General features: G+C 29.7%; 12 protein-coding genes. 10 read left to right on the top strand and 2 right to left on the bottom strand.

The genetic code is table 11. From position 1 onward, the window contains the following. Positions 1-52 precede the first annotated feature (52 nt). From glpK to J2Z71_RS01955, 6 genes are all read left to right on the top strand, one after another. Positions 53-1,546, top strand: coding sequence for a glycerol kinase GlpK (glpK, locus tag J2Z71_RS01930; protein WP_210060169.1), 1,494 nt, complete (start codon positions 53-55; stop codon positions 1,544-1,546). 43 nt (positions 1,547-1,589) lie between these two features. After that, positions 1,590-2,171, top strand: coding sequence for an SF0329 family protein (locus tag J2Z71_RS01935; protein WP_210060170.1), 582 nt, complete (start codon positions 1,590-1,592; stop codon positions 2,169-2,171). 293 nt (positions 2,172-2,464) lie between these two features. After that, complete coding sequence (gene uvsE / locus J2Z71_RS01940; protein WP_210060171.1) at positions 2,465-3,709, top strand: UV DNA damage repair endonuclease UvsE; 1,245 nt, start codon at positions 2,465-2,467, stop codon at positions 3,707-3,709. A 386-nt stretch (positions 3,710-4,095) separates the two neighbouring features. Further along, positions 4,096-5,640 (top strand): NAD(P)/FAD-dependent oxidoreductase, encoded by a 1,545-nt coding sequence (locus J2Z71_RS01945; RefSeq protein WP_210060172.1) that lies wholly within the window; start codon positions 4,096-4,098, stop codon positions 5,638-5,640. Between the two features lies 1 nt (position 5,641). Beyond that, positions 5,642-6,109 (top strand): tRNA (cytidine(34)-2'-O)-methyltransferase, encoded by a 468-nt coding sequence (locus J2Z71_RS01950; RefSeq protein ID WP_210060173.1) that lies wholly within the window; start codon positions 5,642-5,644, stop codon positions 6,107-6,109. A gap of 5 nt (positions 6,110-6,114) precedes the next feature. Continuing rightward, positions 6,115-6,750 carry a class II aldolase/adducin family protein gene (locus J2Z71_RS01955; protein ID WP_210060174.1) on the top strand — a complete coding sequence of 212 codons (636 nt, stop codon included), beginning with the start codon at positions 6,115-6,117 and terminating at the stop codon, positions 6,748-6,750. A gap of 333 nt (positions 6,751-7,083) precedes the next feature. Here the strand turns inward: J2Z71_RS01955 and J2Z71_RS01960 are convergent, their stop codons facing one another. Continuing rightward, complete coding sequence (locus J2Z71_RS01960) at positions 7,084-7,554, bottom strand: methylglyoxal synthase (protein WP_210060175.1); 471 nt, start codon at positions 7,552-7,554, stop codon at positions 7,084-7,086. Positions 7,555-8,365: 811 nt separating this feature from the next. Here J2Z71_RS01960 and J2Z71_RS01965 point away from each other — a divergent pair. After that, the gene (locus J2Z71_RS01965; protein ID WP_210060176.1) at positions 8,366-8,812 is read left to right on the top strand and encodes an REP-associated tyrosine transposase; all 447 of its coding nucleotides are present in this window, start codon (positions 8,366-8,368) and stop codon (positions 8,810-8,812) included. Positions 8,813-9,492: 680 nt separating this feature from the next. Here J2Z71_RS01965 and J2Z71_RS01970 read toward each other — a convergent pair. Next, on the bottom strand, positions 9,493-10,356 hold the full coding sequence (locus J2Z71_RS01970; RefSeq protein ID WP_210060177.1) for a YitT family protein: 864 nt from the start codon (positions 10,354-10,356) through the stop codon (positions 9,493-9,495). Between the two features lie 1,063 nt (positions 10,357-11,419). Here J2Z71_RS01970 and J2Z71_RS01975 point away from each other — a divergent pair. The 3 genes from J2Z71_RS01975 (at position 11,420) to J2Z71_RS01985 (ending at position 16,659) form a co-directional block, all read left to right on the top strand. After that, complete coding sequence (locus J2Z71_RS01975) at positions 11,420-13,987, top strand: S-layer homology domain-containing protein (protein WP_210060178.1); 2,568 nt, start codon at positions 11,420-11,422, stop codon at positions 13,985-13,987. Between the two features lie 1,642 nt (positions 13,988-15,629). After that, on the top strand, positions 15,630-16,196 hold the full coding sequence (locus J2Z71_RS01980; RefSeq protein ID WP_210060179.1) for a sigma-70 family RNA polymerase sigma factor: 567 nt from the start codon (positions 15,630-15,632) through the stop codon (positions 16,194-16,196). Continuing rightward, positions 16,186-16,659, top strand: a complete 474-nt coding sequence (locus J2Z71_RS01985; RefSeq protein WP_210060180.1) for a peptidoglycan recognition protein family protein — start codon at positions 16,186-16,188, stop codon at positions 16,657-16,659. Before J2Z71_RS01980 ends, J2Z71_RS01985 begins: the two co-directional genes overlap by 11 nt. Positions 16,660-16,954: the final 295 nt, after the last annotated feature.

The following is a 16,954-nucleotide window of genomic DNA, read 5'->3' on the forward strand; positions in this document are numbered from 1 at the left end:
TAATATAAGAGTTGGGATTAATTCCTAACTCTTATTTATTAGGTGGTAAAAAATGAAAAAATACATAATGGCAATAGATTCAGGAACAACTTCAAATAGATGTATAATATTTAATAAAAAAGGTGAAATAGTATCATCATCACAAAAAGAATTTAAACAATACTTCCCACAACCAGGATGGGTAGAACAAGACGCAGACGAAATATGGTCAAATCAAATAGGCGTCTGTGTAGAAGCAATAAACAAAGCAAATATAAAAGCAGAAGAAATCTCATCAATAGGAATAACAAACCAAAGAGAAACAACAATAATTTGGAACAAAAAAACAGGAATACCAATATATAATGCCATAGTATGGCAATGTAGAAGAACATCAAACTACTGTGACGAGCTTAAAAACAAAGGCTATACAGAAAAAATAAAAGAAAAAACAGGACTATTAATAGATGCCTACTTTTCAGCAACAAAAATCAAATGGATACTAGAAAATGTAGAAGGAGCAAAAGAACAAGCAGAAAAAGGCGAACTACTCTTTGGAACAGTAGATACATGGCTAATCTATAAACTAACAGGAGGAAAAACTCACGCAACAGACTACTCAAATGCCTCAAGAACAATGCTCTATAATATAAACGAGTTAAAATGGGACGAAGAAATATTACAACTATTAGAAATTCCAAAAGAAATACTACCAGAAGTTAGAAACTCATCAGGAAACTTTGGAAAAGTAATAGCAAAATACTTCGGAGGAGAAATAGAAATAACAGGAGTAGCAGGAGATCAACAATCAGCACTATTTGGACAAATCTGCCTAGAAGAAGGAGAAGCAAAAAACACCTATGGAACAGGAGCCTTCCTTTTAATGAATACAGGTAGAAAAAAAATAGAAAGTAAAAAAGGACTACTAAGCACAATAGCTTGGGGAATAGATGGGAAAATAACCTACGCACTAGAAGGATCAATATTTGTAGCAGGATCAGCAGTACAATGGCTAAGAGATGATTTAAAAATAATAGACTCATCAGAAGACTCCGAATATATGGCAACAAAAGTAGAAGATACAAATGATTGCTATATAGTACCAGCCTTTACAGGACTAGGAGCACCATACTGGGACCAATACGCAAGAGGAACAATAGTAGGACTAACAAGAGGAGTAAACAAATACCATATAATACGAGCAACACTAGAATCAATAGCATTACTATCACAAGACGTACTTCATGTAATGGAAAAAGAATGTAATGGCAAACTTAAAAAATTAAAAGTAGATGGAGGAGCATCAGCAAATAACTTTATGATGCAATTTCAATCAGACATAACAAATACAAAAGTAGTACGTCCAAAACTACTAGAATCAACAGCAAGAGGAGCAGCCTTTTTAGCAGGAATACACTCAGGATTTTGGACAATAGAAGAAATACAAGAATTAGAAAAAGATGCAAGAATATTCATACCAAAAATGTCAGAAGAAGAAAGAAATAAAAAAATAAAAAGATGGCATAGAGCAGTAGAATATTCAAAAAATTGGGCAAAAGAAGACTAAGTGAGTTTAAACTCACTTTTTATTTTGGAGAAATAGGTGGAAAATGAGAAAATGGTCTAAAATAAACAAAGAATTTAAAAACTTAAGAGCAAAATCAATGGAAAAAACAATAGATATAGGAATTACAAGCTATAGAAAAGCCCATGAGAATGCAGGAAGAGGATATATAAGAATAAATGGAATAGAAATTTTAAACGCCTGCACACTTTCAAAAAATATAGAAATGAATAAAAGAGAAAAAGAAAATAAAAATATAGAAATAGACAAAAACCTATTAGAAAAAGAAAAATTAAACTTAAAAAACAATTTACTTTATGAAGACTACAATAAAGAAGAATTAGAAAACATTGCAAAAAATAGATTAATATATGAAATATCTGAAAAAGAATTATTAAAAGAAAATATATATGACGAACTAGACTTAGTTTATTCTATAGAAGAATTTTTAAATATGAATATACAAGAAGCGATAAAAAGTAAAAATAACTTAATAAATATCTTTTACTTAATAGATAGACGAGTGGGAAAAAGAACTCTTAAAACAATAGAAAAAGAAATAGAAGAAAAAGATGAATTAGTAAAAAATATATATAAACTAAGATGTATCAAGGAAAATATTGTGTAATCAAATATATCATTCAAAGATAATTATAATACATATCATTTAAATTGACGCCTTGGAAATGCGTCCCTACGCTAACATTGTGTATTGTAAGGAGCGTTGTCCCCAACGCTCAGCATACAACGTATGTATTTAAATAATAAAAAATTAGTTTCAAATGTATTTTTTGAAAATATCCCCCGACGTAGGGAACTCTCTCCGAGAGGTCCGAACAAATAAATCATTTTACAATAATCATTTTATAATGTATATATTTACACAATCATAGATTTAAAAAATAAAAAAGGAGAATAAAAATGATTGGATATGCTTGTTTACCAGTAGGATTTAGAGACTATTCATTTAAAAAAGTATTAAAGAAAAATCTAAACTACGAAAACTTAAAAATAGCAATAAAAAACAACCTAAACTCATTAGACAAAATATTAGAATACAATATTGAAAATAATATTAAACTATTTAGAATATCATCAGATTTAATACCCTTTGGCGACAAAGCCTTAGAATACATTGACTGGAAAAAAGAATTTAAATGTGAATTTGAGAAAATAGGACAAAAAATTAAAGAAAACAACCTAAGAGTATCATTTCACCCAGGGCAATATACAGTTCTAAACTCACCAAAAGAAGAAGTTGTAAAAAATACAACAATGGATCTAAAATATCATTGCAATGTACTAGATCTTATGAACTTAGACAAAAACCATAAAATAATATTACACGTAGGTGGAGTATATGGAAATAAAGAATTAGCCACAAAAAGATTTATAGAAAACTATAAAAAACTAGATACAAATATAAAAAATAGACTAGTAATAGAAAATGATGATAAATCTTATAATGTAGATGACCTTTTATATATTAATTCACAAATAGAAATACCACTTGTATTTGACAACCTTCACAATGAAATAAATCCAGCAAAAACAAAAAGAAATGAAGAAGAAATAATAAAAATATTTGCAAAAACTTGGAAAAAAAGTAACGGAAAACAAAAAACACATTACTCACAACAAGACAAAAACAAACAAATAGGATCACATTCAAAAACCATAGATATTTTAGAATTTAAAAAATATTATGAAAAAATAGACCAAGAAATAGACATAATGCTAGAAGTAAAAGACAAAGACCTATCATCAATAAAAATTAATAATCTATTTAAAAATCATGTAAAATATTTAGAAAAAGAATGGGCAAAATATAAATACAATATACTAGAACATAGTCCAAAAAACTATTTTGAAATAAGAGAACTATTAAAAGACAGGCAAAACTATAATATCTTAGAATTTTATGAACTAATAGACAGCTCCTTAGAAAAAGAAATAGAAAAAAATAACTTTATAAATAGTTCAGATCATGTTTGGGGATACTTTAAAAAAATAGCAGAAGAAAAAGAAATAGAAAAATATCAAAGATACAAAGAAAAATATTTAGAAAATAAAATAACTATAAAACCAATAAAAAAATATCTTTTACAACTCTCAGAAAAATATAAAAGTGAGTATCTATTAAAATCCTATTACTTTAATATATAAAACATTATGGGAACAGATGCCTTAGAAATGCGTCCCTACATTATGTAATCAAATTAAACTTTTGATATATATAATATCTCCGACGACGTAGGGAACTCTCTCCGAGAGGTCCGTACATCTAAATCTTTTTTACAATAATCATTTTACAACATATGTATTTACACAACTATGGATTAGTTGAAATGTATATCATTCAAAGATTGTTATAATGCATACCATTTAAACGGACGGTTAGGGACAACCGTCCCTACAAAGAGGTCCGTACATCTAAATCTTTTTATCATTATTATATATACACAACCATAAATTTCTTAATATTCCATAATATAACAATTATTTGTTTTTAAAAATCTTAAAATTTGATATTATATAAGCAGGTGAAAAAAATGATACTTATAAAAAACATAAGGCTTGAAAAAGACAATATGAAAGCCCTAAAGAAAAAAATTTCAAAAGAATTGAGAATAGACGACAACTTTAAATTTGAAATCTATAGAAAATCAATAGATGCAAGACGTGGAATAGTCTATAACTATCAAGTGCTAGTAGATGTAGAAATTCCAGAGAAAAAACTTGCAAAAATAAAAAACGCATCATACTTTGAAGAGAAAAACTACGAAATACTTCCACCCTACAAAGACAAAACAATTACAGTAGTAGGCTTTGGACCAGCAGGAATATTTTGTTCATATATACTTGCAAAATATGGCTACAAACCAGTAATAATAGAACGTGGAAAAGACGTAAAAAATAGACAACTAGACATAGCAGAATTTTTCAGAAGTGGAAAACTAAACGAAGAATCAAATATCCAATTTGGAGAAGGAGGAGCAGGAACATTCTCCGATGGAAAACTAACAGCAAGATCAAAAGACTTTAGACAAAGAGAAGTCTTAAAAATCCTAGTAGAAAATGGTGCTCCAAAAGATATAATGTACGAACAAAAACCTCATATAGGAACAGACATACTGATGAATGTTATGAAAAATATGAGACAATATATAATATCAAAAGGTGGAGAAATTCATTTTGAAACTAAAATGCAAGACTTAATAATAGAAAATGAATTAGTAAAAGAAATAAAAACAAACAATGGAAACTTTTCATCAGATGTATATATACTTGCACTAGGACACTCAGCAAGAGATACATTCTATATGCTAAAAGACAAAATTGAAATGGAAAACAAACCCTTTGCCGTAGGATTTAGAATAGAACATCCACAAAAAATGGTAAACAAATCTCAATATAAAATAGAAGAAGAATCACTTCCAAAAGCAAGTTATATGCTAACATATCAAGCAGAAAAATATAATAAAGGAGTATATACATTTTGTATGTGCCCAGGAGGATATGTAGTCAATGCATCATCAGAAGAAAAAAGGCTTTGCGTAAATGGAATGAGCTACCATGCAAGAGATGGAAGAAATGCAAACTCAGCAATAATTTGCACAATAGATGAAAATATATATGGTAAAAACCTATTAGACGGAATAAAATTCCAAAGAGAAATAGAAGAAAAAGCCTTTAAACTAGGGGGCGAAAACTTCTTTGCACCAGTTCAAAAAATAAAAGACTTCTTAGAAAATAAAGAAACAAAAGAACTAGGAAGCGTAGAGCCAACAGTAAGACCAGGATATACACTATCAAAACTAAACAATATATATCCAGAAGAAATAACAAAATCAATTCAAGATGCAATAATAAATATGGACAAAAAACTCCATGGATTTGCACTAGAAGAAGGAATACTAACAGGCGTAGAAGCAAGATCATCATCACCAGTAAGACTTCTTAGAAAAGAAAACTTACAATCAACAAAACTAAACAACTTATATCCCATAGGAGAAGGTGCAGGATATTCAGGAGGAATAGTCTCATCAGCCATAGATGGAATAAAAGCTGCAGAAAAAATCATAAAAGGAGAATAAAATGTCATTAAATATAGTTTTTTATGAACCAGAAATTCCATTTAATACAGGAGCAATAGCAAGAACATGTGGCCTGACAAATACAAGCCTTCATCTAATAGAGCCGCTGGGATTTTCAATAGATGACAAACATCTAAAAAGAGCAGGACTAGACTACTGGCATCTAGTAGATATAAATGTATATAAAAACTTTGAAGAACTAAGAGAAAAATACAAAGACAGTACATTTTACTATGCAAGCACAAAATCAGACAAAAAATACACCGACGTAAAATTCAAAGATGGCGACTTTATAGTATTTGGACCAGAAACAAGAGGATTGCCAGAAGACTTAATCTTTAGTAATATTGATACAGCAATAAAAATACCAATGTTAAAAGACTTTGGAAGAAGTTTAAACCTTTCAAACTCAGCAAACATAATTTTATTTGAAGCACTTAGACAACTAGACTTTTTAGATTTGGAGTGATAAAAATGGAAGATAGAAAAAGATTAGAAATAATAGAATATGGAAACAAAATCTTAGAGGAACACCTGACATTTGGATCAGGTGGAAACCTAAGCCTAAGATATGACGAAAATATGCTAATAACACCATCAGGCGTACCCTATGAAGAACTTCAAAAATTAGAAATAGTATATATGAACTACGAAGGCGAAGTTATAATAGGAAAACTAAAACCATCAAGCGAATATATGATACATTCAAAAATCTATCAAAAAAGAAAAGACATAAATGCAATAATACACACACATTCAAAATATATAAATGTATTAGGAGCAATAGGAGAAGACCTAAAAGCCGTACATTACCTAATAGCATCAAGTGGGGATTCAATAGTAAAAGTGGCACCCTATGAAACATATGGCACAAAAGAACTAGCAAAAAGAGCATTAGAGTACTTAGAAAATAGAAAAGCAGTAATACTTGCAAACCATGGACTAGTAGCCTGTGGCGAAAACTTAGAAGAAGCACTACAAATATCAAGAGACCTTGAATTTTGTGCCTTCGTATATGTAAAAGCATTAGCAGTAGGAAAAGTAAACATAATACCAGACGAAAAAATTAAAGAAGTAGTAGAAAAATTTAAAACACATGGACAAATATAAAAAGTAGAAGTAGGATAAAACCTGCTTCTTTTTTGTTGTATATCGTTAAAAGTACATCTAAATCATTTTACAATAATTATTTTGTAATGAACGTATATACACAGTCATATATTAGTTTCAAATTACATTGTTTAAATAATTTTATAAATCATCATATGAATGGACGCCTTGGAAATGCGTCCCTACACATACATTATATAATCAAATTGAACTTTTAATATAAAATATCCCCGACGTAGGGAACTCTCTCCGAGAGGTCCGTACATTTAAATCTTTTTAAAATCATCATTTTACAACATATATATTCACACAATAAAAAAGAGCCAAAGGCCCTTACTCAATAACCAAACTTTTCCTATCATTACTTAACTTATCATAATCAATAACCTGCCTATTATACTCAGAATTCATAAAAGGAGAAGAAAGTAAAAAATCAGCAGTACTAACATTATTAGCAATAGGAATATTATACAAAACACCAATCCTATTAAGAGCCTTAACATCAGGATCATGAGGTTGCGCCTCAAGAGGATCCCAAAAGAAAATCATAAAATCAACATTTCCCTCAACAATCCTAGAGCCAAGTTGCTGATCACCACCAATAGGACCAGACTTAAAAGCAAAAACATCAAGACCAGTTTTCTCAGAAATCAAAGTAGCAGTAGTACCAGTACCACAAAGATTATGATTTTTTAAAATATCCTTATTTCTCAAAACCCAGTCAATAAGCATAGACTTCATATGATCATGAGCAACAAGAGCAATATTTTTCTTTTTACTTGAAACAATATCTTTATATTCCATAAAATACCTCCTAATAATAAATTACCCAATAAAAATAATATATATGTAAAAATAAAGTAAGAAATAGGTAAAATATTTATAGTAAAATAAATATATAATATCTAAATTATTTAAAATCATTTAAAATCATAGTTAATGCACATATTGAATTGATTATATAAACCATTATATGAACGGACGCCTTGGAAATGCGTCCCTACGCTTACACTGTATAATCAAATTAAATTTTTTATATAAAATATCCCCAACGTAGGGAACTCTCTCCGAGAGGTCCATACAAATAAATCATTTTACAATAATCATTTTGTAATGAACGTATATACACAGTCATATATTAGTTTCAAATTACATTATTTAAATGATTCTATAAAACATTATAGGAACGGACGCCTTAGAAATGCGTCCCTACGCTTACACTGTATAATCAAATTAAATTTTTTATATAAAATATCCCCGACGTAGGGAACTACTACCAGAGGTCCGAACATTTAAATCATTTATCATTATCAACACACACATCAAATTGATTATATAAACCATTATATGAACGGACGCCTTGGAAATGCGTCCCTACGCAAACATTGTGTAATCAAATTAAACTTTTGATATAAAAAATATCCCCGACGTAGGGAACTCTCTCCGAGAGGTCCATACAAATAAATTATTTTAAAATCACCAACATACACATCAAATTGATTATATAAAACATTATATGAACGGACGCCTTGGAAATGCGTCCCTACAAAGAGGTCTATACAATTAAATCATTTAAAAATTATCTTTAAAGGGTATGTAGAAATTAGGTGATTAAATGTATAAAAATAGAAAATCAATAAGATTAAAAGATTATGATTATTCCAAAAATGGATATTATTTTATAACAATAGTTACAGAAAATAGAGAAAAATATTTGTCAGAAATTAATTGTAAGAATGAAGTAATATTATCGGAAATAGGAAAAGAAATAGAAAATTCAATATTATTTATAAATAGTAATCAAATAAATGTAGATAAATACATAATAATGCCAAACCATATACATATTATATTAATATTAGAAAATTCAGAAAAATCAATTATAGAAATAATAAAGAATTTTAAAAAATTCACATCAAATAATATCAAGCAAAATTATAATAAAAAATTATGGCAAAAATCTTATTTTGATAAAATAATAAGATCAGAAAAACAATATTTAGCATTATGTGAATATATTGAGAGTAATCCATTAAAATGGAACTTAGATAAATATTATTAAAAGGAATATACATTGTATAATCAAATTAAATTGTATATTTAAAATATCATAGACGTAGGGAACTCTCTCCGAGAGATCCGTACAACTAAATCATTTTACAATAATCATTTAGGAATACACGTATCTACATAATCATATATTAGTTTCAAATTACATTATTTAAATGATTCTATAAACCATTATATGAATGGACGCCTTGGAAATGCGTCCCTACGCAAACATTGTGTAATCAAATTAAACTTTTGATATAATCACAAACATACACATCAATATGATTATATAAAATATTATGGGAATGGACGCCTTGGAAATGCGTCCCTACGCAAACATTGTGCAATCAAATTAAACTTTTGATATAATCACAAACATACACATCAATATGATTATATAAAATATTATGGGAATGGACGCCTTGGAAATGCGTCCCTACGCAAACATTGTGCAATCAAATTAAATCTTTTTAAAATTATTATCAACATACATATCAAATTGATTATACAAAATATTATATGAACTGACGCCTTGGAAATGCGTCCCTACACTTACACTGTATAATCAAATTAAATTTTTTATATAAAATATCTCTGACGTAGGGAACTCTCTCCGAGAGGTCCGTACATATATATCTTTTATAAGGTAATACACATATCCACACAATAAAAAAAGGATGGCTAACCACCCTAATCAAAAGTAAACCCAAGCCCCGAAACCTCACTAACCTGTGAAACATAAATAAAAGCACTAGGATCAATCTTATTAATAAAATTTCTAAGCTTTATGTAATCCTTTCTGTCCACAACAGTAGTCAAAATCTTCCTTTGCTCATTAGAATATCCACCAATAGCCTCATAAATAGTACTTCCACGATAAAGCTTAACAATAATAAAATCATTAATCTCATCAAGACAATCAGAAGAAACAGTAAGACTAAACTTAGAACCAAAACCAGCAAGAATCCTATCAACAATCAGAGAATTTACAAAAACTCCAAAAAGCGAATACATAGCAATCTTCGGACCATACAAAATAAGAGCCCCAATAGTAATAAGCCCATCACTAATAGCAAGCCCAAAACCAAAAGACATATGCGAATACTTTTCAATAATCTTACCAATAATATCCGTACCACCAGTCGAAGCACCCTCATTAATAACAAAACCAACACCAATAGCCTGAATTAAAATTCCAAAAAATAAATTAATGAAAATATCATCAGTAATAGGAGTAGTAATAGGAGTAAACCTCTCCAAAATACCTAAGAAAAAAGACATAGCAAAAGTTGAATAAATAGTATAAGCACCAAAAACCTTACCAATAGTAGCAAGTCCCACAGCAAAAAGTATAAAATTTATTAAAAATAAAATAACACTAATTGACAAATTTGGAAAAATAGTAGCAATCAAAATCGCAAGACCAGAACTCCCACCAGCAGCAAGATTATCAGGTGCAAGAAAAAAGTGAAGCCCAGCAGCAATAATAAAATTGCCAAGATTTACAATAAGAAACCTCTTAAAGCGTCTATAAGTTGATAAATTAGATTTCAAAAGAAACACCCCCTACTAATTATAATTTGAAAAGATATTGGCAACAACCCCCAAAAAAATTATATATATAAAAAATCTTCTGACGTAGGGAACTACTACCAGAGGTCCGAACAATTAAATCATTTATCATCATCAACACACACATCAATATGATTATATAAACCATTATATGAACGGACGCCTTGGAAATGCGTCCCTACACTTACACTGTATAATCAAATTAAACTTTTAATATATAATATCTCTGACGTAGGGAACTCTCTCCGAGAGGTCCGAACAACTAAATCATTTTAAAATTATCGTTTTGTAATTCACATATATACACAGTCATATATTAGTTTCAAATTACATTGTTTAATTGAATGTATAAACCATTATATGAATGGACGCCTTGGAAATGCGTCCCTACGCAAACATCGTGTAATCAAATTAAATTTTTTATATATATATAATATCTCTGACGTAGGGAACTACTATCAGAGGTCCATACATCTAAATCTTTTTAAAATTATTATCAACATACATATCAAATTGATTATATAAAACATTATATGAATGGACGCCTTGGAAATGCGTCCCTACGATTACACTGTATAATCAAATTAAATTTTTTATATATAATATAGCTCCATACATACCATTCAAACACACATTATTTAAATTATTACCTTCAAAACACTCCCCACAAAAATTAACTAAACTTAACAATATATTTAATAAACCCATATTTTCAAAAGATTCAACATGACAAAATACATAATAAATCTCAAAAATCAAAAATTATTAACAAAACCTAAAAACCATACAACCATTGAAACTACCACATTTAAAAGGTAAAATGACAACAATATTTCAAAAAAAGCCCCTTTGTAACACAACTGTAATTTTACATTTAAGGGCAGTAGTGTATAATATTAATGAACGAGGAACTTGACAACTAAATATTTTTTAAGCAAAGATATTTAATGTCTACCTCGAAGATATGTTGTTTAGAATAACAACAAGCAAAAGTTTTAAGACTTTTGTAGAGTCTACAAAAATTTTAAGGAGGTCGAAAGACATTATGAACAATAAGAAATTCTTATCTCTAGTACTATCACTAGTAATGGTACTAGGAACATTCACAAGTGTCTTCGCAGCTTCTACTACTGACAAAAAAGACGAAAAAACAACTGAAACAAAAGTTGAAAAAGTTGAAAAAATTGTTGGTAAAGATAATAAAATTCAATATATTATCGACAAGAAGTTTGTTGAAGGATACGAAGACGGAGATTACGGATACGATAAAAATATCAAAAGATCTGAAATCACTAAACTTTTAGTTTTTGCTAATGGTCATAAAGAACTATCAGAAAAACTACAAGGATCAATGAAAGTTTACTCAGACGTTGACACAGCTTTCTGGGCAAACGGAGTAATCACAGTTGGAACTACAGTTCCATCAAGCTCAAATAACCAAGCTATGCTACAAGGATATCCAAACGGAACTTTCCTACCAGAAAGAAACGTAACTTATGCAGAACTTGCTAAAATGTTAGTAGTACTTGCAAAAGAAGACCTAACAGCAGACATGGTTAAAACAGCTAACGCTAACTGGGCATCACAATGGATGACTTGGGCAGCAGAACTAGGAATCCTAGATGACGTTACAGTTGCAAACTCAGACGCTTTTGCTACAAGAGCAGATGCATTCACTATGCTTTACAACGCTCTTTACAAAATGCAAAACTTCAAAAGAGAAGCAGCTAATGACGAAATCGGAGTTCTTTCAAAATTATCAAACAAAGTTCTAACTCTTAACCAAGATTCAGAACAAGAATACAAAATTACTGATGATACAGTATTCGTTAAACACAATGTTAACGGAGAAAAAGAAAAAGATAATGATAATGTAATTAAAGTTTCTACAATGAAAGACGCTGAATTCTACAAAGGTTCACTAGTAAGAATTATGTATAATGACAAAAAAGAAGTTACACATATTCTTGAACTAGGAAACCCTGAAGAAGGAGCTCTTAAAAATAGAAAAGATGACGCAATTACACTTGGACATGAAAAAGCAATAACTTTAGTTGAAGACAATGCTAGATGGGATAATGTTGCTGATGCTACAATCTCAACTAAAATGTTTAAAACAAATGTTATTGATAAAGAAGAATTTGCAACAAAAGGTATGAAGTATAGTGACTTAGATGATAATACTATTACTTCTTATGTTAAATTTGGATTTGATGGAAAAACTGATGTAAACAAATTAACTTTTGTTTATGTAGAAGAACAAAAAGATAGAGCTGCTAATAGCGAAATTAAACTTAATACTGAAAATGTAATTAAAGTTGATGATGAAGACGCTAGAGTATTCATTGCTAACCCAGCTAACAACCAAATGAAAGAAGTTAAAGACGTTTATGAAGCAATCAGACTTATTGGTTACAGAGATAATCTTGATTTCGTTCCTAACGTATATGTAGGATATGACGACAACTCAAGCAATACTGCTATTGGAACAATTGGTTCAAAAGCAGAAGCGAAAGTTATCGTATTTAACATTGTTTCAAAAGACAATGACATGGCTGAAACTTACAGAGTAGTTAACGAAGTTACTTCAAAAGGTGACGTAACTCTTGAAAACACTGATGGTAAAAAATTCGATGAAAATCAATTTAAAAATACTAACAGAATGCCATTCAACTCATTCGAAAAACTTGACGTTGTAGAATACACTTATGACTCAGTTGACGACTCATATGATTGGGAAGTACTAATCGAACATGATGATACTGACAAATACCCAATCGTTGAAGTTGATGAAATTGATGGAGATGTAATTGTAGTTAAAGATAATGAAGGAAGAAAATCAATCCTTAATATCGAAGATGCAGACATCTTTACAGCAAAACAAGACTTTAAAGAAGGATCAATAATCCAATTTGCTCTTGAAAAAGATGGTAAAAACAATGTTGTTAATGTAATTTCTATTCTTGACAAAAACACAGATCTTGAAGGAGATTTAGAATCAACAGGAAGCGACAAAAATGTTGAATATTACTTTGGAAAATATGACAGATTAGGATATGTTAGAAATGTTGACTTTACTAAAACTGATGATGTAACATTAAACTACACTTACTTTGAAAAACTTCTTTCAAAGAGAGGAAGCGGAAAAGATGATTCAGTTACAATTACTGAAGGTCTTGGTAAATCATTAGATAAATCTGAATATAAAGAAAAAGATGCTAATTTAGTTTTTGTATTTACTAACAATGATTATGATAACTTATCAAAAGTAAGAGTAATCAAAATTAGTGATGATGGAGAAATTAAAGTAGTTGAAGATATTAAAGCATTAAGTGAATCAGAATTAGCTGCTGAAAAAATTAAAGAAGCTAAATTTGATGTAGATGCTATTAAACTTCCAAAATTCGAAAATACAGCAACAGCAGCAGAAATAGCTCAAGCAATAAATGATGAAGTTGCAGAAGTTATAAAAGATTACAAAGGTGTAACTGCTACTGAAGTTAAAGCATCAGATATTAATATGACAGCTGGCGAACATGATGCTACTGTAACTTTATCATTAGATAAAGTTGATGATGTTAAATCTACAGTAGAGTATGAAGTTGAAGCTTAATTAGCTTAATAAAGAATTTAAACCTAAGGAGAAATCCTTAGGTTTTTCTTTTTTTAGGATACCTTTTGGTGTCCTTTTTTTATTGTGTTTTTTGATATATGATTTTTTCGTAGGGAATGTTGTTCCTAACCCTCCATTTCAAACGTGTATATGAAAATAACTTTTGAACGATATATATTTGAAAAGATTTATATGTTTGGACCTCTCGGAGAGAGTTCCCTACGTTGATACAATGTTCTTTACGATATGCAAAATACGTTTTGAAATGATGATTATAAAAAGATTTAATTGTACGGACCTTATTGTAGGGAGGGTTGTCCCTAACCCTCCGTTTAAAATGTGTTTATGAAAATGACATTTGAACGATATATATGTATGGACCTCTCGGAGAGAGTTCCCTACGTCGGGGGATATTTTGAAAAAATAGATTTGGAACGAATTTTTGATTGTTTAATTACATACATTATATGCTGGCACCCACGACAATGCTCCTTACAATACACAACATATGCGTAGGGACGCATTTCCAAGGCGTCCATTCCAATAATCTTTTATAAAATCTTAAAAAATGTATGTTGATGAAAATAAAAAGATATATATGTATGGACCTCTGGTAGTAGTTCCCTACGTCAGGGATAAATTAATAATAAAAATTTAATTTGATTAAACTGTGTATTTGTAGGGACGCATTTCCAAGGCGTCCATTCCCATAGCACCACGTAAGGAGGGTTGTCCCTAAACCTCCGTTTAAACGCATATATAAAAATAATATTTGAACGATATATATGTATGGACCTCTCGGAGAGAGTTCCCTACGTCAGGGATAAATTAATAATAAAAATTTAATTTGATTAAACTGTGTATTTGTAGGGACGCATTTCCAAGGCGTCCATTCCCATAATGTTTTATATAATCATTTAAACAATGTATGTTGATGAAAATAAAAAGATATATATGTACGGACCTCTCGGAGAGAGTTCCCTACGTCGGGGATATTTTGAAAAAATAGATTTGGAACGAATTTTTGATTGTTTAATTACATACATTATATGCTGAGCATTGGGGACAATGCTCCTTACAATACACAACATATGCGTAGTGACACATTTCCAAGGCGTCCATTCCCATAGCACCACGTAAGGAGGGTTGTCCCTAACCCTCCGTTTAAATCGTGTTTATGAAAATGACATCTCAACGAATTTATGATTTTGTAAATAAATACGTTTTGAAATAATGATTTTAAATGATTTATTTGTACGGACCTCTCGGAGAGAGTTCCCTACGTCGGGGGATAAATTTAACATATATTTTATTCTTATAACAATGCTCCTTACAATATTCAACGTATGCGTAGGGACGCATTTCCAAGGCGTCCATTCCTATAGTACCACGTGGCGTCCATTCCTATAGTACCACGTAAGGAGGGTTGTCCCTAACCCTCCGTTTGTAATGTATATATTGTAATAATATTTGAACGATATATTCGGGCACCCATGACAATGATCCTTACAATATTCAACATACATTTTATTTTTATAACAATTCTCCTTATTTAATATTTCCTAATTTCCTTGATTTATCCGAACATATATTCTATAATGTAATTACGAACGAATGTTTGATATATATGAAGGAGGTTAAAATGAAAAAAGAATACGAAGAATTAGATGAACTGATCTATCTTGCAAAAAATAATCAGGAGATGGCAAAGGTTAGATTAATAGAAAAATTGTCCCCACTTATTAAATCCTCAATCAAAAAATATTGCCCAATATATTTACATTATGAAGATTTATATCAAGATGGAATAGTAATAATACTAGAATGCTTAGAACTCTATGACGAAGAAAAGGCGAATTTTCTTGCAATGGCAAAGTCCTATTTAAAATATCATTATATTGAAACATTAAAATACTTAAAAAACATTGAAAAAGATATTTCAAAAACAGATGAAGAAGAAGACATAGTAAATCTAATTTCTTCAAAAGAAAATATTGAGGAGGAATTTATATTTTATGAAGAAGTAGAATTTTTAAAAAAGAAACTTGAGATTTTAACATTAAGACAAAGAGATATTCTACTTATGTACTATTATGAGAAGCTATCCCACAAAGAAATAGCACAAAAGCTAAATATTTCAAAATGGACTGTTGTAAATACTAAAAGACGTGCCCTTGAAAAATTAAAGGAGGTATATAATGTTGATTAATAAATGTCCTATAAAATTTAATTATTCCAGTAGATATAATACTTTGCCGAGATTTATCATTATTCACGATACGGGAAATACTTCTAAAGGTGCAAATGCCCTTGCACACTTTAAATATTTTAATAGTGCAAATAGAAATGCATCAGCACACTTTTTCGTAGATGATAGTGAGATAATAGAAACAGTAGAAGTAAACCTTGCATCTTGGCATTGTGGCGATGGGCGAGGTAGATATGGTATTACAAATAGAAACTCTATTGGTATAGAAATGTGTGTAAACTCCGACTCTGATTTTGAAAAGACTAAAGAAAACACCCTTAAATTAATTAGGTTTTTGATGGAGTTTTATAAAATTCCTTGGGAAAATGTAGCACGACATTATGATGCAAGTAGAAAGATTTGTCCCAGATCAATGAGTAGCAATAACTGGAGTAGCTGGTGGAGTTTCAAAGAGTTGATTTAATTGCCCATTGGGGCTTTTTTTATTACATAAAATTTTAAAAAATGTATTTGGAATGAATATATACATATAATAAAAATTTAATTTGATTATACAGTGTAAGCGTAGGGACGCATTTCCAAGGCGTCCGTTCCCATAATGTTTTATATAATTATATTAATATGTATGTTGATGATTTTAAATGATTTATATGTACGGACATCTGGTAGTAGTTCCCTACGTGGGGGGATATTTTGAAAAAATAGATTTGGAATTAATTTATGGTTTTGTAATTATATATATTACATTCGGGCACCCA

Source organism: Peptoniphilus stercorisuis, from assembly GCF_017874395.1.
GTDB classification, from domain to species: domain Bacteria; phylum Bacillota; class Clostridia; order Tissierellales; family Peptoniphilaceae; genus Anaerosphaera; species Anaerosphaera stercorisuis.